This is a genomic window from Catenuloplanes nepalensis, assembly GCF_030811575.1.
In the GTDB taxonomy this organism is placed as follows: domain Bacteria; phylum Actinomycetota; class Actinomycetes; order Mycobacteriales; family Micromonosporaceae; genus Catenuloplanes; species Catenuloplanes nepalensis.
Genome location: NZ_JAUSRA010000001.1, coordinates 1226256 through 1249703, shown reverse-complemented (window position 1 = coordinate 1249703; position 23448 = coordinate 1226256). Strand labels below are relative to the sequence as shown.

The following is a 23448-nucleotide window of genomic DNA, read 5'->3' as shown; positions in this document are numbered from 1 at the left end:
CCGGCTGGCTGGCGACGGGCTCGCAGCCGGGGCCCAGACGGGCAACCGGCCGGGCCGGCTTGCCGGGTTTGGGGTGCGCTCTCTGCCGGCGGGGCGGCTCCGAACCTGTCGGACCGGCGCAGATACCGAGGGCGGCATCGGCGGTCCGCGCCGTCACCACTCACCCGGGCCGGTGCCGGCACCGGCGGCCTCGGCCAGCAGACCGGCGTATGCCGGGCCGAACCACACCAGAAAGTCAGCGCGGACGGTGCCCACCGACGCGGACGCGTCGACGAGGTTGTTCACCGCCCGGCCCTCCGCGGCCGCGGCGGCGGCGGAGTCGTTGCCGAAGCGGCCGCGGACTGTCGCTGTCGGATAACACGCGGCCGGGTCCCCGCTGGCACCGATGAGCGCGTTCACGGCCGGGGCGGCCAGGTCACCGTGGATGAGCGCGGCACTGCAGCGCGTGCCGCACAGCGCCGCGCGCAGACCCGCCGCAGCCCACCCGGACGGATCCGCCCTGAGGTCGACACCGTAGAAGGCGCGCAGCTGCGCCCAGGTGGGCCGGACCGGTAGCACCGACACCACGCGCCGCCCGTTCCCGCCGATATCCCGCAGCACGGCGGGAACGAGACCGCGCGCGTGGCAGTCGGGTTTGAGCAGCAGCACCGTCCACCACGCCCAGTCCACATCCACCGGCAGACCGTCGGCATCCCGCGTGACGGTCCGCTCCTTCACCTGCTGCGGCGTTGCCGCGCGCGCCCGCCCGCTCACGCCGGTCCACCACGTGCCGCGCCGGACTGTCCGGTCGCCGATGCCGGGCCGGCGATGGCCAGGACCGCCCAGCCCGGGGCGTCGGCGATCTCCTCCAGTACCGGCTCATGCTCGGTGCCGGACGGTGCCGGTGCACGCCAGCGGCCGACCGGCATCACCCCACCGGCGGGCACCTCCCACCCGTCGAGCATGCCGGCGGCGGTATCGGCCGGCCTCGGATACCACGGGGCCACCTCGTCCCGGTAGCGGTCGACCGCCGCGCACAGCACGATGCTGGCCGGGTCCGGCAGGTCCGGATGGGACACGGCCAGTATCGTCCCGGCTGCCACCTGCCGCCGCAGCCGGCCCAGAATCAGGCCGGGATCGGCGACATGCTGGAACACACCGGCCGCGACGATCAGCATCGGCGCGCCGAAATCCAGCGGACGGCCGGCCAGCCGCAGCAGCGTCAGCACCGAGTCGATGTCGTCGATGTCGGCTTGCAGGCTGGCGTGGTGCGGCACCGTCCGCATGTGCCTGTCCAGCGTGTGCGCCACGATCGGGTCCGCATCGACGCCCTGATAGGCCAACCGTCCGCCGGGGTTGCGGTCCTCCCACTCGCACACCCACGTGTACGCCGACCCCGTGGCTGTCGCATACCCGCATCCCAGGTCGAGGACCTGCCGCACCCCGCGTCTGACCGCGTAGGCGAGGGCGTGGCGCTGGAACTCCCGGTGCGCGGCCACCCACCACCGCCAGCGCGGATCCGCGTCGTTGAGGACCTGCACCATCGCACGGTCAGCGGCCGTACCCGCGAGCCCGTCCAGCAGGTCCGCCTCCACCCCCGCCGGCCGGGCCCGTACCCGCCCCAGCCCCGGCGCCACCGCGAACATCCGCTCATACCAGGCACCCTCGCCCTCGGTGCCCGGCTCCCCCGCAGCCGCCGTGGCCCGTCCCGGCCAGACGCGCGGAAGACACAGGTGACCGGTGTGCTTCAGTCGCATCGTCCCACCGCTCCCCACATGTTGACCTGCGCATCGGTCAGACCGGCTCCGGCCTGGGCGTGGGTCTCGGCCTCGTCGGGGCGCCACCGGTGGACCGGGACGATGCCCGGGTCCAGCAGCCGCGTGCCGGCGAAAAAGTCGGCGAACTGCGCGCGGGTGCGGGGCACCACGCCGGTCCGCATCCGTGCGGCCGCCTCCCGCGCACGCCGCGCGGCGGCATCATCGAGCAGGTCGGTGGTGAAGTGGCTGACCGCCACATAACTCCCGGGCGACAACGCCTCCCGGTAACGGTCCATCGTCCGGTGCGCGGTGTCGCCGGGCAGGAAGTGCGCGACCGCGATGGCCAGCACCGCGACCGGCCGGCCGAAGTCGAGCGTCGTGGCCAGATCGGGATCGTCGAGAACCGCCGCGACGTCGGTCACGTCCGCGCCGACGTAGGCGGTGACCCCGTCCGGGTGACTGGTCAGCAGCGCACGGGCGTGCGCGAGCACCAGCGGGTCGTTGTCGACATATACGACCCGGGCATCCGATTGATACCTCTGCGCGACCTCGTGCACGTTCGGTGACGTAGGCAGACCGGTCCCGAGGTCCAGGAACTGCCGCACACCCTGCCCGGCCAGCAAGCCCACGGCGCGTTGCATGAACCGCCGGTTCGCGCGCGCCGCAGCCTCCGCAGACCGCACCTCAGCCAGCAGCGCGTCCGCGGCGGCACGATCGACGGCGAAGTTGTCCTTCCCGCCAAGCAGATAGTCATAGACGCGAGCCGCGTGGGGCCTGGTCGCGTCGATCGGTGTGAACGGGTTCGTCATCGCCGCCGCCCGGCGGTGACAGCGGCAGCGGCGGACCGGCCCGTGGTAGTAGGCATCGTGACGGTGAACCTTCCGGGCACAAGGGTCGGCTGAGGTAGAGGGAGGTGGCGCGCCGCAGCCGGGGGGTCAGCCGGCGCGCCACCTCCCGGCGCGGCAGGACGGCGTGCGCACAGTGAGAGGCGTCCTGCCACGCCCTCGGCCGGCACCCGCAGCGGGCAAGGAGCCGCAGGTACCGAAGTGCGGAAATGTGAACTCCGGTGCGCCGGACGCCGACCGCGGACCGGAGGGCGTGCGGTCATCGCGGGCGTCCGATCGCCGCGTACACCCGCGGCGGCCAAGATGGGCCTGCGCCGGCGCGGTGGGCGGGCGCCCAGTCACGGGCGGCCGTGATCCCGGGTGCCATCAGCTCGACGTCTTCCAGGTCTTCGGTGAAGACGTCGCGGCTGCTCCAGCCGTCTCCGATGTCGTGGACCCGGGCGTGCCGCCGCCAGCGTTCCCGGTCGGCGCCTAACAGCCCGTCGAAGGTCCAGGCACTGGCCGCGAGCAGGCTGCCCGGGGGCAGCCGCAGAATGTAGTGGGCAAGCGTGGGCTGGGTGTCGACCCGCGCAGCGATCCGGCTCAGCGTCCCGATGAGCACCAGTCCGACCGGCTGGTGGAGGTCGAGCAGGCCTTGGAGCGCGGGATGGTCGAAGACCTCGTCCGGGTCGGTGAGGTCCGCGGTCACCGCCACCGCCGTGCCCTGCCCGTCCAGCCGGCCGGTGAGGAACCTGGTGGTCTCGGCGTCGTCGTCGACGAACACCGTCCGTGTCCCGGCACCGATCTGCGCCGCGAGGTCTGCGGCCACCGGTGACGTCCAGATGCCGCCGCCCGCGACGATGAGTTGCCGCATGCGGTGTATGGCCAGGTAGTGCAGTGCGCGCACCCGGAAGGTGTCGGTGTCCTGGAGCACGGCGACACACTCGGGCGCCTCCCGGGCGGCCGCCTCCGCGGCCGCCCGCTCGACCGGCGTACCGACGTCCTGCCCGAGCAGGCGGGCGGCCACGAACGCCGGGCGCGGGAACATCGCACCGCCCGGCGGCTCCGGCAGCACCGGCAGGTCATCCATCACTAGCTCCCTCCCGCCGGGCGGCGTGCAGTAGTGCGCTCAGGCACCGGCCCGGAGAACGCGATGCGGCGCTGGTACTGGTGGTGTGCGCGCCGGTCACGGCGTGCCACGGTCGGGGTCGCGGGCAGAGTCCGGTCATCGGAGTTCTCCACGAGCGACGCGTGATCGCCGCGCGCGGGGGCGCGGCGCGCGGAGCGGCGTGACCGCGGCATCGAGATCCGGCACCACATGCAGCCGTGGACGAGCCAGGTCTGAGGCCCGCAGGTCGTCGAGGAATTCGTCGATCTGCTCCTGGGTGACGCCCGGCATGCACACGATGTGCGCGGTCTGGCCGTCGCCGGCCAGCACCCACTTGCGCATCACCGCCGCCGGGGGCTGGGCGAGGGTGACGGTGAAAGCGTGCGGATTCCGGGCGTGCGGCCAGCCGATCCGGGTCAGCTGCTGCTGGGTGTAGGCGGCGAGTTTACGGGATTGCTGGGCGCGCCGGTGCAGGCCGCGGCGGCCGAGGGTGGTCAGTGCCCACCACAGCAGCAGCGGGGTGTGCCCGGACCGCGACCCGGTGATCGTCGTGTCGGCGCTGCCGGTGTAGACCACCCGGCCCGCCGGGCCGGCCGGTCGACGGTCGTGGATGAGCACACCGCACGGCATCAGCGTCGACAGGAACTTGTGCCCGGAGATGACCATGCTCGTCGCGCCGGCGGTGAAGTCGAACCCCGGCCGTGCCTTCTCGGGCAGCAGCGCCAAGGGGATGCCGGACAGGGCCGCATCGACGTGGATCCGGCGCCGCAGGATCGCGAGGTCGTCGCACACCTCGCGGATCGCGGTGACATCGTCGACGGCTTCGCTCATCGTGGTCCCCGCGGTCGCGACGACCATGGCCGGCCGGTCCCGGCGCCGGGCGAGTTCCCCGGCCAGGTCGGTGACGTCCATCCGGCCGGTGGCGTCGGTGCGGATCTGCACCAGCGGCAGCTTCAGCAGCCGCGCCGCCTTGGTCACCGAATAGTGCGCGGCCGCCGAGGCGTAGACGACCACGTCCGGGTGGTCCTGCCACGCGGCATTCAGGGCGTGCAGGGTGCCTTCCGACGCGCCGGTCGTCACGTACCCCCACCGGCCGGCCGGGGCTCGCAGCAGGTCCGCGACCAGGTCGACGACCCGCCGTTCGATGTCCTTGGTGTGGTTGTGACCGTGCCCCTCATCCCACGGGTCACCGACGTTGTTGAGCAGCTGGCCCGTCACTATTTTCGCCAGGGCGGGAAACGTCAGGTCGGTCGCGCCGGGGAACCCGATGTCGTAGCGGCGCCGATCCTGCAGCTCGGCCAGTAGCCGCGCCACCATCGCGTCCGTGCCGGCCGCGGCCGGCACGGCGGTCACGGCCGCCTCCGGTGCGCGGCCACCTGCTGCGCGCGCTGTGCGGCCTCCAGCCGGGCGACGTCTGCGCGCCAGAACGCGAAATGCAGCTCCCGCATCCACCGCAGGACGAGACCATGAGCGGGATCGTCCTCCAGCTGCGCCGGGGTGACCGACCCGTACGGGAACGGAGCGTCCGCGATCGACGCGCTCAGCGCGTGCGTCGTGTGCACCGTCCACGTGTTGAACTCGTCCAGGCCCCGCCGATCCGCCACGATCGCCGTGTCCGTGCCGAGTACGACCCGGACCGTGCCCGGCACGTCGGTATACCGGGACACCCGGTTCTGCACCTGGTCCCAGGTGCCGCTGTGCGTGTCCAGGCTCGACACCCCGAGCCCGACGTATCGTGCACCGTCATCCATCTTGTCGGTGCTGGTCGCCAGCTCCTGACGCGGGTCGTAGCCGGCGTTCCCGGCCTGCGCTTGGACGGCGAGGGTGAGCCCGTACAGCAGGCGCGGCAGATCCGCCGTCTTCGGCTCGGCCAACCACAGCTTCGTGGCCGCCTTCACCCCCCGCCGCCCGTGGTCGTCGTCCGCAGCGACGTACAGCAGTGCCAGCCCGTACGCGGCAATCGGATCGGCATGGCGCTTCTCCCACGCGTGCCGCGCATGCAAGGTGTTCATCAGCCGCAACCGCTCCAGCGCGGACCGGCGCAGGTGCATGTCCGCGTCCACGCTCAAATGGACGGCCGGGACCGCGGCCGGCGGTGGTCCGCTCGCCTCTTCGACGGCCTGCAACCGCCGCCTGTCCACGCCTCTCATCGGCCTCATACCTCCAGTCCGATCAGGCGGTGGTCCTTCACCGTCACCGGATCCGGCGCGCTACAGCCCAGCCGCGCATACACGCCCGGACGCGCCCACCGCAGCCACCCACCCCACGCCAGCCCGGCCACACCCGCCACGGCGACGAAGCTCGGGACCAGCCACTGCCGGCCCGCACCCTCCGCTACGTCCAGGAGCGAGGCGAGGTTTCCTGCCATGAAGACCAGCGCCCAGACCCCGGCGACCACGCCCGCGACCGGCAGCACGACGCGGATCCACACCGGCTCACCCGCGCCACGGCCCGCGGCGAAGAACATGCGCGCCGCGATCGACGACACCGTCAGCAGCGTCAGCACCGCGAACGCGCCGATCGCCGACAGCCAGACGAACATCGTCCGCGGCCCCACGCCCGCCACCGCACACCCGGCGATGACCACCGCCGCGCACGCCGACTGCACCAGCGACCCGCCCAACGGCGCTCCACCACCGGTACCGCCACTGACCCGCGCCCACGACACCGGCAGCACCCGTTCATCGGCCATCGCGAACACATTCCGGGCCGCCACCGCACCGAACGCGACCATCGCCAGCAGCGCACTCGTGGCCAGCAGCACCACAGCCAGCACCACCACCGAGTCACCGAACATGCCGCCCAGCACCGCGAACGGCGCCCGAGCCGGGTCCCCCGCGGCGACCGCGACCTCCTCCGGGCCGACCGCCACCGCATACGCCCACGACGTCAGCGCATACAGCAGCCCCAGAAACACCGCGGAGCCGAGCGTCGCCACGACCACCATCCGCGACGAGCGCGCCTCATGCGCGAACGCCGGCGGCACATCCGCCCCGATGAACGCCGCGGCCGCGAACACCAGCGCACCCGCCACCCCCGGCACCATGAGGTTCTCCGGCAGCAGCGGCGCGACGCTCACCGCCCCGTCTGCCGGCCGGGCGAATCCCGCAAGGATGAACAGGCCGATCGCGGCGAGTTCGACCAGCAGCAGCCCGCCGAGCACCCCGGCGTTCGTCGCCGCCCGCACACGGCCGAGTGCGAACACCACCAGCCACCCCACGGCCGCCCACACCCACCACACCCCGCCGAGCTGCGCCGTCACCGAATCCGACAGCAGCCCGAACAACGAGATCTGGATCGCGTTGTAGCCGAGTAGCGCCACCATCCCCACGGCCACACCCGCTGCGGGATTCACCGCCTGCGCCACCTGGGCGTAGAACGGGGCGCCGTGCGGCACATGCCGCGACATCGCCACATACCCGACCAGCAGCACACCGAACACCGCGGTCATCACCAGGAACGACACCGGGACACCGGGAACACCGGTCCGCTGATACATCGTCGGAATACCACCGGCCAAAACCGTCAGCGGAGAACTCGCCCCCACCGCGAACACCAGCAACGCGCTCGTGCTCAACGTCCGGCGCGCCAACGTACGACTCACCGCGCCGCCACCGCTCGACGCCGCGCACCCCGCCGAGAGGTGTTGGCGGTGCAAACTGCAGCAAGATCGTCCTGGTCCGCCCGAACCTGGGCGGTCACCGCCGTTCGTGGGCGCGGCCGTACGATCCAGGCCACGCCGATCAATAGATCCATCGCGGTGTCCTTTCTCCGAGGTAATGCCGAAGCGCTGAGGCGCCACACCAAATAGCCCTCGCTCCGTGCCATAGGAGTGGCCGAGCCAGCGCGAGACGCACCTCGGCATTCGCCGCCGGTCGTTCTCCGACGCGAGGGAGCAGCACTGTCGTTAACGGATGTTCCGGGCGTAAATTGCTTGATGCGTCTCACGTCATTCCGTGATCGAATATGGCGCAGATCAAGCAACAAACGAAAGACACACCTTGTCCCTCTTTCAGATGGGACAGACAGGGACAGCCTGACCATGCATTTCACCGACAGGAGGATCAATGATCAACAACGGTGAGACCTTCGGCGCAACGCTGCGTCGACTAATGACCGCACGAGGCTTAAGCCTGCGAGAGGTCGAGAACCAAGCCAAGATGGCCAAGAGCAAGATCCACCGTCTGATGCAGTGCTCGGATGGCAGCGTCCGCGACGAAGACGCCGTCACACTAGATACGATCCTGGGAGGAGGGACAGAGCTGGCCGAAGCAGCACGGCGCGACCGACTGGCCACGCTGTCACCGGGGCTACGAGGACCGAACCGCTACACCGATCTCGCGTTGGCCGCCGCTCACGCTGGGATCATCGTTCCACGAGGAGTGAGTGCTATGAACCGACGCGAGTTCATCCATACAGGAGCTATGGCTGCAGCGGTGTCCCTGGAGCTAGCCCGGCACGGGCTGAGCGAAGCACTGGCCGCACGCAGTGAGGCGTCAGTCGAGGAGTGGCACGAGATCGTACGAGAGCACGGCTTCGCCTACCAGTCCTCCGCACCACACGCAATGCTTGAAGCGCTATCCATCGACATCCTCGCCTTACAATATGCCGTCGAGGAGCACCGCTCGGGCGCAGCCGCGCAAGATCTCCGGCGGTGCGGGGCCCTACTCGCTGCATTGATGGCAATGACCGTGGCAAACCTAGGTCGGCTACATGAGGGCCGTCGATGGTGGCGCACCGCCCGATCCCTCGCGGACCGATCGCAAGATCCGGCCGCACGCGCTTGGGTGCGAGGCCGCGAGGTCGTCCGCAGCCTGTATGAACAACGGCCGACCGGATTGATAATAGCGCTAGCCGACGCGTATTTGGACGAGCTGCAGGACGCCCCTGCCCCCACAAAAGTGGAGCTACTTGGAGGCAGAGCCCAAGTCCTCGCGCTGGCCGGCCGAGCCGAGGAAGCGAAGGCCCAGCTCCCGGCATTCCTGGAAATCTGCACCTCGATACCCATCAACATGATGAAGGACGGCGAATCAGTCTTTGGATGGTCACCCGATCGCCAGCACTTCACCGAATCGTACGTTTACTCTCACACCGGCGACTACGAGTGCGCATCCTCAGCACAGGACGCCGCAATATCCCTTTATCCACCTACGTACCTCCGAGGGCCAGCTCAAATCGAGTTACAGCGAGCTCTTTGCCTGCAAAAAATTGGCGACTCCCGCGCCGCAACGACACATGCACTCAGCATCCTTCAATCCCTATCCACGACAGAACAGATTCAACCTATCGTAGACCTCGCACAGAAAGTTGACGCGGCAATTCCTGCCGATGACTACAAAATCCCCGAAGTCACTGCATATCGCGACTTCCTATTGAGCAACCAACAGATTGAGACAATCAAATAATGAGCGCCGCCCCAACTCTTGCACTGCGCACCCATGGACCCAGCGAAGCTATCACAATGCACGAGACGCTAGTGCCCATATATGCGTCAAGTCATGCCGAACTATTGCATGAACCCTGGTATTCACCGGATGACTGGTGGATGCGCCTAGTCCAGCGATATGCCATAACCAGCGACTTCGGCCTCGTGACCGGCTGGATCAACAACGAGGCGATCGGCTACGCCTTTGGCAGTCTCGATAGTTCTGCACGACACAAGGACGCCGTAACCCTCGCCTTACCTCAGATATCGATCTACGGCAGTCTATACATATTCCGCGAGTTCGCCGTAACGCCGCCTTGGCAAGGACACGGCTTCGGACGCCAAATTCACAACGCCCTGCTCTCCAACCGTCCCGAGAAGGCCGCGCACTTACTGCTACGCAAGGATAACCATTCAGCACGCGCAGCCTACACAAACTGGGGCTGGGTATCCGCTGGAGAGTTTCAACCTTTCCCGGAGTCGCCGACGTTCGACGCAATGGCGCTGGACCTTTCGGCCTTCCGCTCAACGCTGTGACCCCGTCGCGACCGCCGCCGTGTACCGATCGCCGCCGGCCGACAGGACCAAGCCAAGATGCCGGCAGCCATGGGGTCGAGGGCAGCCATCAGGTTATGCAGGTCCCATGGTCCGCCCCAGCCGCATGGGCACCGTGCCGCACTGGGCCCGGGGTGCTGGTAGCCACACATTGACAGGGTACGGGCGGCCGAAGGCGTCATCTAAATCATGGAGCCCGGACTATGGCAGCCACATCCGCCTGGTAGCGGCAACCAACACGCGAACAGCCATCCGTGGCACCCGCCATCGGCATGTCCTTACACGTGCACTGAAGGCCAACTGTACGCCTTTTTACCCAGTGCGCCTTGTCCCGCCGCTGAGGTCATTCAGCAAGTCGGCGGCATGCGCGACCAACTCTGGGCGATGACGTCGCGCAACGCGTTGCGCGCGTTGGATCTGGTGCGGTAGTCGTAGCTGCACAGCCGAAGCGATCGCTCGTTCGAGTAATGGTGCCGCGGTCGAGTCACTATCGGCCGTGAACATCACGGAGGCAACCGTGATGTCCCGAATGACCGCCCACTGTGGCGATGCGGCCCCAGCCGTCCAGCTAAGTTTGTTGATCATCTCTGCGGCTGCGCCAGCGCGTCCAGTCGTCAGCAGTCCCCTAAGCTGCACCTCAAGGATCGTGGCGTCAGTGATCATCGGGTCGCTCGCTATCCCAGCCTCTCGGCTACGCCGCAGGCCGTCGAACGTGGCGTCGAAGGTCGCGGGATCGGACGCGACCCGCGCCAGCTGGAGCAGCGCCGCGGTGCGTTGACGTGGTGCGTCGAGGGCAACGGCGTGCGCGATGTACACGTTGGCGACCTTGGTCCGGCCGGCTTTACGGAGCTCGTTGCCGTAGCTGCGTAGGCAGTAGGCATGCAGGTCCGGGTCTTCAAGGTGTGCGGCGATGCGTAGAGCGCGGCCGGTCCAGCGAACGGCGGCTCCGAGTCTCTGTTCCGGCAGGACATATCCCAGCGACACGCCGAGTTCAGCACGGGCGCGGGCGAGAAGCGGCAGCGTCTCCCGGTCGATCATCCCTTCGGCGGCACGAGCTTCCAGGCGGGCCACGAGCGGCCAGAGTTCGTTGATCGCCGCCGCCGCCTGGCCGGCTTGGCGGGCGAGGACCGCGAGCCGGATCGTCGATTCGGCGAACTGCATCATGGCGATGTGGTCCGCGCTGCCGGGGTCGACGACGCCGACACGATGCGGTGGCACTCCGAGATGTCGCGCGATGCGCAGCCGTGCGTTGATGTCGGTGACGTCGCGACTGCCCTTCTCGATCCTGGAGATGTAGGAGGTGTCGTAGCCGAGCCGTGCGGCCAGTTCATGCTGCCCCACACCGGTGGCGCGCCGCCACGTGCGCATGATGATGCCGAGGTTGCCGGTTGCCAGTGCCGTTTGCGCATCGGGGCTGGTCCACAGCCATAACGACGATGTCGTGTCCGGTCGCAGGTCACGTAGTTCGCCGGACACCAGCCGGCACGCGGCACACCGGGTACCGGCGGCAGATTCCGTCGAAGCCACGGCGCACGCCGGGCATTTCATGGTTTAGCCCTAGCCGCGGGCCAGCGCGCCATGGTGGGTGCACCAGGTATCGATGGAGCGCCGGTAGCCTGCCGGGATCCGCAGAGTACCGACCTCAGCTGGCGTAAAGAGCCGGGCTTGCTTGTGCTCGCTGCTGACCCGTGGCGGCAGGTCGGTGCCGACGGTGCAGCCGTAGGTCACGATCAGCACGTCGATCTCGTCTCGGATGTGGTATTGCCAGGCGTCCAGAATTGGGCCGACCTCGACTGTCCACCCGGATTCCTCAGCGATCTCCCGGGCGAGACAGGAGGCCGGGTCCTCGCCGAGTTCGAGTTTGCCGCCGGGTAGTTCCCATTCGTCGCGTTCGTTGTGCAGCAGCAGGACCCGCCCGTTCTGCACGCACACGCCTTTGATCGACACAGGGAAAGCATGCGGTCGGTACACGGCATCCCTCCGGACCAGACAGTTCGTCGGACCGTAGCACGCCGCCCGCGCTCCCCCGGAGAAGACTGGGTTGACAATCTGTCACTTGAGAAGCGCGCGCTGCACCGGGGAGGGTGAAGTCCTGCCGATCACGAGGTGAACCATGATCACGCATTGCTCGATCGATCCCGACGACCTCAGCGCCGTCGGCCGGCTTATGGCCGTCGTCGCGCGCGACGGTGTCGTCACCTTCGATGGCGTGCCGGACCGGCCCAGCCTGCTACGCCTGGGCCGCGCCATGCTGAAAGTGCGCACCCACCGCGACAGCGAGCCCGACGGCATCACGGTGATCCACGATCGCGGGAAGCTGGCCCGCCGTGCCGGGAACGCCGGACTCGGTCACGAGCGTCTGAGCCTGCACACCGAGTCCTCCGCGCTGCCGCGACCTCCCGAGCTGTTGATGCTCTACTGCGCGCAAGCAGCGGCCTCGGGCGGCGACTGCCATCTCGCGGACGGCGCGGTGCTCGCCCAAGAACTCGCACAACATCATCCTGACCTGCTCGACGTGCTGTGCGAACCGCGTAACGTGCTGTTCGGCGGCGCCGCAGGCTTTCTTGGTTCACCTCTGACCGTCACCGGTGCCCGGATGAGTATCCGCATGCGCAGTGACAGCCTCGCCCGGTATGCGCCACCGCTCGCCCGGCGCCTTCCCGAGGTGCACCGCATCCTCTCGCGCATCACCATCAGCGTGCGGCTGCAGCCCGGCACCGGATACCTGTTGTCCAACACGCGCTGGTTGCACGGGCGGGAGGAGTACGATGCCGGCCGCGTCATGTATCGGCTGCTCGGTGATCCCCGCGCCGGTTACGAGGTGCTGGCCGGCTTCCCCCGCCCGCTTCAGACGGTGAGCGCCCGATGATCACTGCGGTGGTGTTCGACATCGGTGAGACGCTGCTGGACGACACCCGCGAATGGGCCGCCTGGGCGGACTGGCTCGGTGTACCCCGGCACACGTTCTCCGCGGTCGTCGGTGCCGTTGTCGCATCCGGCCGCGACAACCGAGAATCCTTCGCCTATTTTCGTGACGATTTCGATCTCGAACGTGAACGCGCCGCACGCATTGCTGCGGGCGCGGGGCAGGTGATCGAGGAATCCGACCTGTACGCCGACGTTCGGCCGGCGTTGTCGGTCCTGCGCCGGGCGAGAGTCTGGGTCGGGATCGCCGGGAATCAAACCGCTGCGGTCGGTGACCGCCTACGGACCCTGGACCTGCCCGCGGACGCGATCGCGACATCCGCGGACTGGGGTGTCGGGAAACCGGACCCGGGCTTCTTCGACCGGGTAGCCTCGATGTCCCCAGCTGGCCGGTCCGGGCTGCTGTACGTCGGCGACCACCGCGACCACGACTTGGTTGCCGGGCATCGTGCCGGCGTACGCACCGCGTTGGTCCGGCGCGGGCCATGGGGCCATCTATGGCACGACGATCCTGCCGTGCGTGCTACGGCCGCGTTCGTCGTAGACGGCCTGGCAGACCTCGCCGATGCCGTCCTCGCCACGCGAGCGAACGCCCAGGCACATCCCGACGTGAGTTACTCCCCGGCCAGCACAGGGACGGAATAGTCGTGGGAAACGTTTCCACGCGGCAGGATCCCCCGAGAGCGGTAGCTACGACGATGGCCAGCCCTGGGACGCGCGTCACGCGGCCGGTGGAAGGCGGAGCGCTGGTCGGCTGTGTCGATGTCGCCGCCGGTCCCGCAGACCGAGTCCAGAACTAGCCGGTGGAAGACGAAGCGATTTCACGCGGCCGGCGACAGCAGGGCTGGGCGCGGGATGACCGAAAGGGCAGCTCGGAAGTCCTGAGTCAGGACGCTCGATGCCGTGTCGGCTAAATCACGCGCTGAAGCCCAACCCTCCCCTAGCCTCGCCGGGGCCGAGTGCTCCCACTCCACCGAAAGATCCACTAGGGCATAGCCGGACGCGAGGTCCGGCAAGCTCACGACGAAAGGGCTCCGATGACAGTGCACCTTGAAGACGCTGCTGCCTTACGCCAGGCCATGGTGACCGCGCTGCGCGACGAGGGTCTCATCACCTCGGAGGCCGTCGCGGCGGCGATGAACGCGGTTCCCCGGCACGAGTTCGCCCCCGACGAGTCACTGAAGAACGTCTATCAGACCAGCACTACCCTGTGGCCCAAGACCGATACCAACGGGCGGAAGACCAGCGTGGTCTCGGCCGCGAACATCCAGGCCATCCAGCTCGGACAGGCGGACGTTCGGCCCGGCATGAATGTCCTGGAGATCGGGTCTGGCGGATACAACGCGGCGCTGATCGCGGAGGTCGTCGGGCCGGCCGGCGCGGTGACGACCGTCGACATCGACGCCGATATCGTCGACCGCGCCCGCGCGGGCCTGGTCAGGGCCGGGTACGAGCGGGTCAACGTCGTGCACGCCGACGCCGAGCACGGTGTGGCGCAATACGCGCCGTACGACCGCATCATCGTCACCGTCGGGGCGTGGGACATCCCGCCTGCCTGGCTTGAGCAGCTCACCCCGAACGGCCGGATCGTCGTCCCGCTGCGTTTCGCCGGGATCACCCGCCTCATCGCGTTCGACCGCGTCCCGGATGAGCCGAAGCTGACGGCCGACAACTACCGGCTCGGCGCGTTCGTGCCGATGCAGGGCGACGGCGCCGCTACCGAGAAGCTAACCGTCGTCACCCCCGACATCGGCCTCCGAGTGGACCAAGGCAGCACGCTCACCTTCGACGTGCCGGCGCTGCGGAAGGCGCTCCACTCCACGCCGGTGGAGCGCTGGTCCGGCACGCCGTTCGACATGCCCGACGAACTGGAGCTGTACCTGCTGACCAGCGGTCCGGAGATGCCGATCCTGCACGCCGCGCAGGACGCCGTCGATCAAGGCGTGGTCGACCGCACCGTACGGATCGGCACCCCGGCGCTGGTGCGCGGCGGGACCTTCGCCTACCGCGTCAAACGCGAGAACCCGGACACCGTGAGCGGCTACGAGACCGGTGTCATCGCGCACGGTCCGGAGGCCGCGCAGGTCGGCGACGAGCTGCTGTCAATGATCCGCGCCTGGGCTGACGACTACTACCGGCGCAACGCCGCTCAGATCGCGTACCACCCCGGCGAGGCGGGCACCAGCGCCTCGGCCGGCTGGCACACCACCAGGCGGCACGGCGTCCTGACCGTCGCCTGGTCCTAGAAGCTTCGGTGCTCTCCGGTTCCCTCCGGAGAGCACCGGGGAACCCATCACCCCTATAAGGGAGGTTGTCATGTCTCAGCCCACCACGGTCCTCGACCAGGACCGCCCCGCCGACGAATTCGACCTCGACATCGAGTTCATCGAGGCGGGCGACACCGTCGAGCGCATCATCCAGATGACCGAGGACGGGTGCGGCAGCACCTGCGCCTCGGCCTGCACCAGCTGCTGACGCGGCCGCGCCCTCCGGCAGTCCGATCGACTGGCCATCTGACCCGAACGGCGGCCATGACATAGGGCGAGCTATCGATGTCGGAGACGCGAGCGCCCCGGCCCTACGGGCATACCGTGCCAGGCAAGCGTCGTAGAGCCGGGGTGTTCCCCCACCAATGGATCGTGACCTGGGGAGACCACGATGTACCGCGCCGTAGATGACGCCATGATGCTCAGGGCAGCCCTGCTCCGCCCGGATCGGCTTGATCCGTGGCCCGACCTCATCAGTAGTGACTCGGTGGACGAATGGCGGCGGTGGCTCACGCAGACGCTATCGACGATCCCCGGTTTCTCGTCCGCCGTGGCGCACGCTTCTCCGGATCTGGTCGCGCGGGCCGCCGCGGTCATCAACGGAGGCGTGTCACGCGCTGACGCACAGGCAGTGACGTTCGCGTTCATGCGCTACTTGCTGCGCGCGACGACGCGGGCCACGCCCTTCGGTCTGTTCGCGGGAGTCGCCCCGGTCACCGCGAGCCGTAGCGGCAGCGTGCGATGGGGTACCGCGCATCAGGCTGTCGTTCGCATCCAGGCGGCCTGGCTGACCGCCGTCATCGAGCGCCTGGAGTCGGATGCGGGTCTCCGTCCGCATCTGATGCTGCGGGCGAACAACCTGCTGGTGGAGCGGGCCGACAAGGTGGTCCTGGAGTACCGCGCGGACACGAGCGACCCTCGTGGTGCGCCGGCCCATCTGCGGATCGAGGCGAAAGCCGCCATCCGCGCAGCGCTGGTGCTGGCCGCGGACCCGATTCGGTGCGCCGACCTGATCGACAAGCTGATAGCGGGTGGCTCGGGGCCGAGAGAAGGCGCGGAGCGGCTGATCGGCCAGATGATCGCGCAGCGTCTGCTGCTCACCCACCTGCGCCCGCCGTCGACTGAAACCGATCCCCTCGCGTATCTCGTGCGGCAGCTGGCAGAGATCGGAGCCGACAGCGGTGCTGGACAGATACTGGATCACCTCGCCCGGATTCGTGATCTCAAAGAACGCCACGATCAAGCCTCGAACAGCTCCACCGCTGACGTGCTCCGCCGAGAGATCCGCGCTTCCGCTGCTGTCCTCCAGCCGGGATCAGCCGTTGGGGTTGACCTCCGCGTGGACTGCGATCTCGTGCTGCCGACGGCGGTGACGGCTGAGGCCGGTCGCGCCGCAGCGGCGCTGACCCGTCTTGCACGTCCGGCGTCGGCCGGATGGCAGGACTGGCATGCACGCTTCCTGAATCGCTACGGCCTGCACGCCCTGGTTCCCATTCTGGACACCGTCGATGCCCAGGTCGGCCTCGGCTACCCGGCCGGTCTCACCGGGATGCCTGCCGACGCTGCGCCCGTGCTGACCGGCCGGGACCGCCGGTTGATCGCGGTGGCCCAGGACGCCGCCCTGCGCCGACAGCACGAGGTGATCCTCGACGAAGCGCTCGTAGAGGAACTGGCCGGCACGTCGCCAGCCGAAATCGCCCCGAGCGCCGAACTCACCGTCCGCGTGCACGCCGGTTCTCTCCAGGACGTAGAGGAAGGCGACTTTCATCTGTCCGTGGTGCGGGCTTCCTCGCAAGCGTTCACGACCGCGGGCCGGTTCCTGGACCTGTTCGACGAGTCCACGCGGCGGCAGATGGCTACCGGTGCCTCCGACAGCCCGCCGGCCAGTACGGGAGCATTGCTGGCCCAGCTGTCGTCGGTCACCCGCTACACCATCAGCCTGGATGTCAACCGTGCCGCCCGGACGCTGCCTCATGTGATACCGGTCGGTGAGTTCACCGCCGGGTCACAGATGGCGATCGGCTTGAACGACATAGCCGTGACCGCAGACGCGCATCGCCTCTACCTGGTCTCCGTGTCCCGGCGGAGGGCGTTGCATCCCATCGCGGTCAATGCCGTGGAGCCGGTTCGTCACGCCCATCCCCTCGCCCGCTTCCTTGCCGAGGCGCCAGCGGCTTTCGCTGCCAAGTGCTCGCCGGTGGAATGGGGGCCGGCCGCGAAAGCTCTGCCGTTCCTGCCTGCGTTGCGCTACGGCCGCACGCTGTTGAGTCCCGCGCGGTGGCTTCTGCGCGCGGAGGAACTACCGGGCCGGACGGCTCCCTGGAAACGGTGGGAGCACGCGCTCGACGCGTGGCGAGAAGTCACTGCCTGCCCCGCTGCCGTCATGCTCGGGATCGGTGATCAGACCCTCGGGCTCGATCTGAATGAATCCGCACATCGTGCGCTGCTCCGCGACCATCTGACCCGCAACCCCACCGCATTGCTGCGCCTCGTTCCCGCCGGCGACGGCTGGCTCGGCGGCCACCGGCACGAGATCGTCATCCCGCTGACCGCCACCGCCCCGAGGCCACCAGCACCCCGAGCAGCCGGCACGCCGATCGACGTGCGCACCCATGGAACCCTGCCGGGCAGCGATCACCTCTACCTGAAGATCTACGCCCAGCCCGGCGATCAATCCGTCATCTTGAGCACTCACGTACCGCGGCTTCTTGCCGGGCTCCCGGACACGGGCACCTGGTGGTTCCTACGTCACGCCGACCCCGAGCCGCACCTGCGGCTGCGGGTCACCGGCCTACCCCTCGACGCCGTCATCGGCTGGACGCGAGAACTCGCCGAGGCCGATCTGACCCGGCGAGTCCAATGGGACACCGACTTCGGTGAACCCGGCCGTTTCGGAGGACCGGACGCCTACCGCGCGACCACGGCCGTGTTCGCCGCGGATTCCGCCGCCGCGCTCGCTCAGCTGGCCGTCACCGAGCGCCGTGCCGCGCCGGGCTGGCAGCCGGTGACCGCCGCGAGCATGGTCGACCTCGTCACGGCGGTCGTCGGCGATCCGGCCGAGGCGCTGCGATGGCTGATCGCCCGTACGCGGACACATCGCCCCGCGCCGCCACGGCACATCTACGACCAGGCCGTCCTCCTGTCCAACCCCTACGACCGCTCCGCCGTGCTGGCCCTGTCCGGCGGAAGGGACATGGCCGACCGATGGTCGGACCGCCGCCTCGTCCTGAGCGCCTGGCGCGCCAGGCTGCCCGCCGTCAGCGCCATACCGCCGGCCGAACTGCTGCCCGATCTGCTGCACCTGCACCACGCCCGCGTCGCCGGGCTCGACCTGGACAGCGAACGAGCCTGCCTCCACCTCGCTCGCGCCGCCGCGCTGAGCTGGACGACACGGAGCGCCCCATGATGACTCCCACCATCACCCCCGCCAACCAACTCGCGGCGGTCTGCGACACGCTCGACGACCCCGCCATCGTCGGCCCGTCACCCGATGGCCGCACCCGGCCCCAATCGCTCGCGGGAGGCGCGCTCGGCATCGCCCTGCTGCACATCGAACGTGCCGTCTCCGGACAAGGCAATGAAGCCCTCGCGCACCGCTGGATTCGTGCCGCGGCCAGCGAGCCGGTCAGCATCGGCCGCAACTGCGACCCCTTCCACGGCGCGCCCGCACTGGCGTTCATGCTGCACACCGCCCGGCCCCTCGGCGGCTACCGCCGCGCGTACACCGACCTCCACGACGCCACCATGGCCCTCACCCGCCAACGGCTCGCCGCCGCTCACGCCCGCATCGACCGCCACGAGCCACTACCGATGTACGAGTTCGACCTCGTCCACGGCCTGACCGGACTCGGCCTCTACCTGCTACACGCGCACCCCGATCACCCCCTCAGCAGCGGACTGGTCGGCTACCTCACGCGCCTCACCGAACCGCTCGGCGGCGACACCCGGACACCTCCCTGGTGGATGCCCTCCGGCCTCGCCGGCACACCCGACCCGAAGTTTCCCGACGGCCACGGCAACCTCGGCGCGGCCCACGGCGTCAGCGCCGTCATCGCTCTGCTCGCCTACGCCATCGGTCACGGCCACGACACACCGGCAGCAGTTGACGCCCTCGCCGCCCTGACCCGGTGGACGGACGCCCACCGTCAAGACGACGACGCCGGTGTCTGGTGGCCCCCACACGTTGCTCCCGGCACCGACCCGATCCGGCACCGGCCGTCATGGTGCTACGGCACGGCAGGAACCGCCCGCGCCCAGCAGCTCGCCGGAATCGCGCAGAACGATCCCGGCCGCCAGCAGCGCGCGGAGGAGGCGATGCTCGCCGTGCTGACGGACACGACGCAGCGCGACCGGCTCGACGGCATCGGCCTCTGCCACGGCCGCGCCGGACTCCTTCAATCCACCTGCCGGATGACCGCCGCGAGCACCGACCAGAGCCGAGCGGACCAGCTCGCCGCGCAGATCCCGGGACTCGCGGCCGAACTCGCGAGCCAGCTCACCGCCGACCGGCACGACGATCCCGAGCTGATGAACGGGACGGCCGGAGCGGCGCTCGCCCTTCACACCGCCACCGTAGGCACCCCGGCTACCAGCTGGGACGCCTTCCTCGCCCTCACCTGAACGAGCGGAGGCCGTCGATGACGACACGCGAATGGCGGCAGGTCACGGTCACATTCCCGGACCCGCACACCGCCGAGCAGACCGCCAGGAGCCACCTCGCCCCGATCCTGGCCGAAGCCGAACGCCAACAGCTCATCACCGCCTGGTTCTACATACGAAAACAAGGCTGGCGGGTGCGCTTCGCCCCGGCCACGCACGACGCCGACCGCTACGTGGTCAACGAACTGGAACGACTCGCCCGAGACCGCCACCTGCACACCATCATCCCGGGGAGCTATGAGCCAGAGGTCCACGCCTTCGGCGGCACCGAGCCCATGCAGGCCGCACACCAGCTCTGGCACCACGACAGCCGCCACCTGCTCCTCAACAACGACGGCACAGCCGCCCGCCAGCGCGAGACGTCGATCATGCTCTCGGCGGCGATGATGCGCGCCGCGAAGCTCGACTGGTACGAGCAGGGCGACGTCTGGGCACGTATCGCCGAACATCGCGATCGACCGGCGACCGGCGCTACGTCAGCCCTCCTGAACGGAGCAAAGCGACTCCTCACCGTCGACCCGGCGAGTCTCACTCGCCAGGAAGGGTCGCTGGCCGGCTACCAGACCTTGATCGAGGCATACGCAGCTGCCGGTGAATCCCTCCGGCACCTCAACGACACCGGCCAGCTTCACCGCGGGCTACGAGACGTGCTCACACACCACGTGATCTTCTCGTGGAACCGGCGAGGTATACCCGGCCCGCAGCAGGCCGCACTCGCTACCGCAGCCGCGACCGTCATCTTCGGCCCCGATCCCACGCTCGACATACTCGCGCCCGACGGCACCTCATGAACCCGGATACCGCCCGCTGGTTCCCGCTCATCGCTCGGATACGTCCCCCGTGCGCCCCACTGAATGAACGCGTGTCGGACCTTCAGAAACGCGCCCGCCACGCCCGCGAGAACGGCGATGCGGCAGCAGCCACCGCCGTGTTCAACCTGGCCGCCCTCGTCGCATCCGACTGCGGCATGCCCGACCTGGCACGGACCTGGTGCCATCGGCTCGCCACCGTCGCGCTGACCCACGGCAACAAGCCTCAGCACGCGCTCGAGCCCATCGTCAACCTCGCACGCCTTCACATCCGAGCAGGTAACGGGTCCGCCGCCTGGACGCTGCTGGAGGCGCTGTTCCAAGCGGTCGACACCCGCACGGATATCACGATCGACGGCATCACCATCCCCGTCGCGCTGCTCACCGACAAACCCGAAACGCACGCCGAAACACGAAAGTGGCTATGGACCGTCCTGCTCGGCACCGGCGCCCACGCCCTCGCAACCGCCGGCCGCTGGGAAGAAGCGAGCCAGCGCCTCAGCCAATACAAAGGAATCGGCACCCGAATGCTCGACGGCCGCCAAGTCGCGATCATCGCCCATACCGTGGCGGGCCGCAACGAGCACGCACGCGCGATGCTCAACGCAACCCAACCTAGCGAACCCTGGGAAAACGCCGTCACCGCCTGCCTGTCGCTTCACGTGCCAGCCGGCAGCCCGGCCGACGCGACAGCCGCCGCGCTCACCGCCTACGAACGTCTTGACCACGCCAAACCAGGACTTGCGGTGTTCCATCTCCGGCTCGGCCTCATCGTCATCGACGCTCTAGAAGACGGCCATCCCGCGCGAGGACAAATCACCGCGAGCCTGATCCGCCAGGCCATAAGCGACGGCTATGCCGCGCGCGACCTCCTAGCCAACCAGGGGCACCTCAACATCGCCACCATCCAGCAAGTCCGGCAATTGAATGGCCTGGTGTCGTCTTGTGGCCTCGCGCGCGGAACCATGTCCACGAACTGTCTCGCCACAATCGACAGCGCACTCAGCACCGCTCGATCCGTCATCGAATGCCAGGAACGACGACAGTCGGCCCGCGGGGTTACTGAGCCGCCTCGCTCGCCTCGGGCCGGCTCCGATCCTGGCACGAATCGATCGATTCTTAAAATGTGACTGCTCAGGTGGTCGTCGGCGGGTGAGTTTGGCCTGGGGCGTTGATGGTGGATCATGGTCGGGTGTCCGAGTTGCCGTCGATCGTGGAGCTGCTGGAGCGGCTTGCCCGGTTGGAGGCGCGGGTCGCGGGTCTTGAGCGTGAGAACGCCGTGTTGCGGGCGGAAAATGTGGAGTTGCGCCGGGAGAACGCGGTGCTGCGGGCGGAGAACAAGGATTTGCGTGTCCGGGTCGGCCAGGACTCGTCGAACTCGTCGAAGCCGCCGTCGTCTGACGGGCTCGCCAAGCCGGCCCCGAAGTCGTGGCGGGGGAAGTCGGGGCGGCGTCCGGGCGGGCAGCCCGGTCATGAAGGCCGGACTCTGCGGCAGGTGACTGATCCGCATGTGCGTGTGGTGCATGAACCGGCTGGTTGTGGTGGCTGCGGCGACGATCTGGTCGGGGCCCGGCCGGCGGGGGTCGCGGTCCGGCAGGTGTTCGACCTTCCCGATATCCGGGGTTCGGGTGACCGAGCATCGGATCGTGTCACGCAGGTGCGGGTGCGGGCATGTGACCGCGGGCGTGGCACCGGACGGGGTCGACGCGCCGGTGCAGTACGGGGCGAGGGCGCAGGCCGCCGCCGTGTATCTGCGGCAGGCGCTGTTCGGGGCGCAGGCCCGGACCGCGCAGGCCATGTGTGATCTGTTCGGGATACCGATGTCCGCTGGTGCGGTCGCCGCCGCGCATACCCGTGCCGGGGACGCCCTCGCGGATTCGGAGTTCGTCGACCAGGTCCGCGACGCGCTGAGCGGGGCGGATGTGGTGCATGTGGATGAGTCCGGGTTGCGGGTCGCCGGGAAGCTGCACTGGGTCCACGAGCGCATGTACGGCCAAGAGTGGGTCAGGCTCCGGCAGCCACCTGCCGATGACCGATAGCCTGGAGAGTCCTCCGACCCGCAACGATCGGCCTGCTCACCGCTCCTAAGACGACCGCCCCACCTGCAACCGCGCGTGCACGCCGCGCAGTTGACGACGTGACCGCGGGCACGACGGCGGCGCGGCCAGTCCGCCGCATCACGGGCAAAAACCCGCCGGGCAGAACTTGACGCCGCGCTAGGCGACAATGTCCGAGACCTCGATGCGGACGTGGTCGATGCGGACACGGCCGCTACGCCATTCCCGGCAGTAGCCGCCACGTCCGGATGCCCACGACGCTAAAAGAAACGACATGCGGGAACGGTAGTTCGGGCGGGGCGGGCAGGACGCGGATGGTGCGGCGGGTCGTGCGGCCGTGGCCGGTGTCGATGCTGTGATGGGCGATCGGGGTGTCGGCCCAGGGCAGGGCGTTGATCGCGTCGAACAGTGCCTGTCGGTTCTCTTCCACCGGCAGGACGAACTGGCCGCCGCAGGAGTGGATCAGGTTGCCGGTGGCCTTGACGGTGTGTAACGCATCTGCGGTCACGGTGAGCCCGCGCAGGTCAAGGGTTTCCGGCATGGCCTGGGCGGTGGCCGATTCGCTGCCCTTGGCACCGTCGGTCGGTGCCTGAGCGACGATGACGGCAGCCGTGGCGGGTTGTGCCGGGCCGGCGAGAGCGGACAGCAGATGCAGTTGACCGCCGTCAGCATCGACGGCGCCGCGGACGGTTTTGCCGTCCAGGCGTAGCTGCATTCCTGTCCCCGTTGCCGCGGACGTCTGGGTGGTGGTCCATTCGGCGATCATGGCGTCGAGAACATCCGCGTCGGTGTCGGTGCAGACCCGCCAGATCGTCGAGCGTGACGGGCGCCCTGCCGGACGGGCGGAGGCCCGTAGATACAGGCTCGCGACGACCTCTGCCGGGACGTCCTCGACCGAGCCCGCCATCGCGGTGTAGCCCTTCGACCCGGCCACCGTCGCCAGCGCGAGAACGACCGCGACCGGATGATCCCGGCCCCTGCGACGACCGGCCGTCATCGACTGCCAGCATCAACTCCAGCAGACCATGACACGAATGCGTGAACGACCCATCCCCGCCCGGCGGCACACACGACGGATCGACA

21 protein-coding genes and 1 pseudogene are annotated in these 23448 nt (G+C 69.0%); 12 read left to right on the top strand and 10 right to left on the bottom strand.

Features of this window, described 5'->3' with window-relative positions:
- Positions 1-153: 153 nt before the first annotated feature.
- The 7 genes from J2S43_RS05220 to J2S43_RS05190 all read right to left on the bottom strand — a co-directional run bounded on the left by J2S43_RS05220 (position 154) and on the right by J2S43_RS05190 (position 7230).
- Positions 154-753, bottom strand: a complete 600-nt coding sequence (locus J2S43_RS05220; protein WP_306827413.1) for a nucleoside-diphosphate kinase — start codon at positions 751-753, stop codon at positions 154-156.
- Positions 750-1736, bottom strand: a complete 987-nt coding sequence (locus J2S43_RS05215; RefSeq protein WP_306827412.1) for an SAM-dependent methyltransferase — start codon at positions 1734-1736, stop codon at positions 750-752. Before J2S43_RS05215 ends, J2S43_RS05220 begins: the two co-directional genes overlap by 4 nt.
- Positions 1727-2545, bottom strand: coding sequence for an SAM-dependent methyltransferase (locus J2S43_RS05210; protein ID WP_306827411.1), 819 nt, complete (start codon positions 2543-2545; stop codon positions 1727-1729). Before J2S43_RS05210 ends, J2S43_RS05215 begins: the two co-directional genes overlap by 10 nt.
- Positions 2546-2840: 295 nt before the next feature.
- The gene (locus tag J2S43_RS05205) at positions 2841-3650 is read right to left on the bottom strand and encodes an SAM-dependent methyltransferase (RefSeq protein WP_306827410.1); all 810 of its coding nucleotides are present in this window, start codon (positions 3648-3650) and stop codon (positions 2841-2843) included.
- Positions 3651-3785: 135 nt separating this feature from the next.
- Complete coding sequence (locus J2S43_RS05200; RefSeq protein ID WP_306827409.1) at positions 3786-5021, bottom strand: pyridoxal-dependent decarboxylase; 1236 nt, start codon at positions 5019-5021, stop codon at positions 3786-3788.
- On the bottom strand, positions 5018-5818 hold the full coding sequence (locus J2S43_RS05195) for a hypothetical protein (RefSeq protein ID WP_306827408.1): 801 nt from the start codon (positions 5816-5818) through the stop codon (positions 5018-5020). Before J2S43_RS05195 ends, J2S43_RS05200 begins: the two co-directional genes overlap by 4 nt.
- 5 nt (positions 5819-5823) lie before the next feature.
- Positions 5824-7230 carry an APC family permease gene (locus tag J2S43_RS05190; protein WP_306827407.1) on the bottom strand — a complete coding sequence of 469 codons (1407 nt, stop codon included), beginning with the start codon at positions 7228-7230 and terminating at the stop codon, positions 5824-5826.
- Between the two features lie 505 nt (positions 7231-7735).
- On the opposite strand from J2S43_RS05190, the gene J2S43_RS05185 reads away from it, so the two are divergent.
- A complete protein-coding gene (locus J2S43_RS05185; protein WP_306827406.1) occupies positions 7736-9073 on the top strand; it encodes a helix-turn-helix domain-containing protein in 1338 nt (445 codons plus the stop codon).
- A gap of 56 nt (positions 9074-9129) precedes the next feature.
- A complete protein-coding gene (locus tag J2S43_RS05180; protein ID WP_306827405.1) occupies positions 9130-9630 on the top strand; it encodes a GNAT family N-acetyltransferase in 501 nt (166 codons plus the stop codon).
- A 330-nt stretch (positions 9631-9960) separates the two neighbouring features.
- Here J2S43_RS05180 and J2S43_RS05175 read toward each other — a convergent pair whose 3' ends face one another.
- Together J2S43_RS05175 and J2S43_RS05170 are read right to left on the bottom strand one after the other, a co-directional pair.
- A complete protein-coding gene (locus tag J2S43_RS05175) occupies positions 9961-11124 on the bottom strand; it encodes a helix-turn-helix domain-containing protein (protein WP_306827404.1) in 1164 nt (387 codons plus the stop codon).
- An 81-nt stretch (positions 11125-11205) separates the two neighbouring features.
- Positions 11206-11595, bottom strand: coding sequence for an NUDIX hydrolase (locus J2S43_RS05170; protein WP_306827403.1), 390 nt, complete (start codon positions 11593-11595; stop codon positions 11206-11208).
- A gap of 166 nt (positions 11596-11761) precedes the next feature.
- Between J2S43_RS05170 and J2S43_RS05165 the strand changes: the two genes are divergently transcribed.
- From J2S43_RS05165 to J2S43_RS05125, 10 genes and pseudogenes are all read left to right on the top strand, one after another.
- A complete protein-coding gene (locus J2S43_RS05165; RefSeq protein WP_306827402.1) occupies positions 11762-12517 on the top strand; it encodes a TauD/TfdA family dioxygenase in 756 nt (251 codons plus the stop codon).
- On the top strand, positions 12514-13218 hold the full coding sequence (locus J2S43_RS05160; RefSeq protein WP_306827401.1) for an HAD family hydrolase: 705 nt from the start codon (positions 12514-12516) through the stop codon (positions 13216-13218). Before J2S43_RS05165 ends, J2S43_RS05160 begins: the two co-directional genes overlap by 4 nt.
- A 392-nt stretch (positions 13219-13610) precedes the next feature.
- Complete coding sequence (gene fxlM / locus J2S43_RS05155) at positions 13611-14819, top strand: methyltransferase, FxLD system (protein WP_306827400.1); 1209 nt, start codon at positions 13611-13613, stop codon at positions 14817-14819.
- 70 nt (positions 14820-14889) lie between these two features.
- A complete protein-coding gene (locus tag J2S43_RS05150) occupies positions 14890-15048 on the top strand; it encodes an FxLD family lanthipeptide (RefSeq protein ID WP_306827399.1) in 159 nt (52 codons plus the stop codon).
- Between the two features lie 183 nt (positions 15049-15231).
- Entirely contained in the window at positions 15232-18246 is a 3015-nt protein-coding gene (locus J2S43_RS05145; protein ID WP_306827398.1) for a lantibiotic dehydratase, read from the top strand.
- Positions 18243-19460 (top strand): lanthionine synthetase C family protein, encoded by a 1218-nt coding sequence (locus tag J2S43_RS05140; protein ID WP_306827397.1) that lies wholly within the window; start codon positions 18243-18245, stop codon positions 19458-19460. The genes J2S43_RS05145 and J2S43_RS05140 overlap by 4 nt, the downstream gene beginning before the upstream one ends.
- Positions 19461-19477: 17 nt before the next feature.
- Positions 19478-20290, top strand: a complete 813-nt coding sequence (locus tag J2S43_RS05135; protein WP_306827395.1) for a thiopeptide-type bacteriocin biosynthesis protein — start codon at positions 19478-19480, stop codon at positions 20288-20290.
- Between the two features lie 71 nt (positions 20291-20361).
- Complete coding sequence (locus J2S43_RS05130; protein ID WP_306827394.1) at positions 20362-21438, top strand: hypothetical protein; 1077 nt, start codon at positions 20362-20364, stop codon at positions 21436-21438.
- A 44-nt stretch (positions 21439-21482) separates the two neighbouring features.
- Positions 21483-21782 (top strand): annotated as a pseudogene (locus J2S43_RS42125) (DUF6444 domain-containing protein); the annotation flags it as partial.
- A gap of 199 nt (positions 21783-21981) precedes the next feature.
- Positions 21982-22347, top strand: coding sequence for an IS66 family transposase (locus J2S43_RS05125; protein WP_306827393.1), 366 nt, complete (start codon positions 21982-21984; stop codon positions 22345-22347).
- A 232-nt stretch (positions 22348-22579) separates the two neighbouring features.
- On the opposite strand, the gene J2S43_RS05120 is transcribed toward J2S43_RS05125, so the two are convergent.
- Complete coding sequence (locus J2S43_RS05120) at positions 22580-23362, bottom strand: ISAs1 family transposase (protein WP_306827392.1); 783 nt, start codon at positions 23360-23362, stop codon at positions 22580-22582.
- Positions 23363-23448 lie beyond the last annotated feature (86 nt).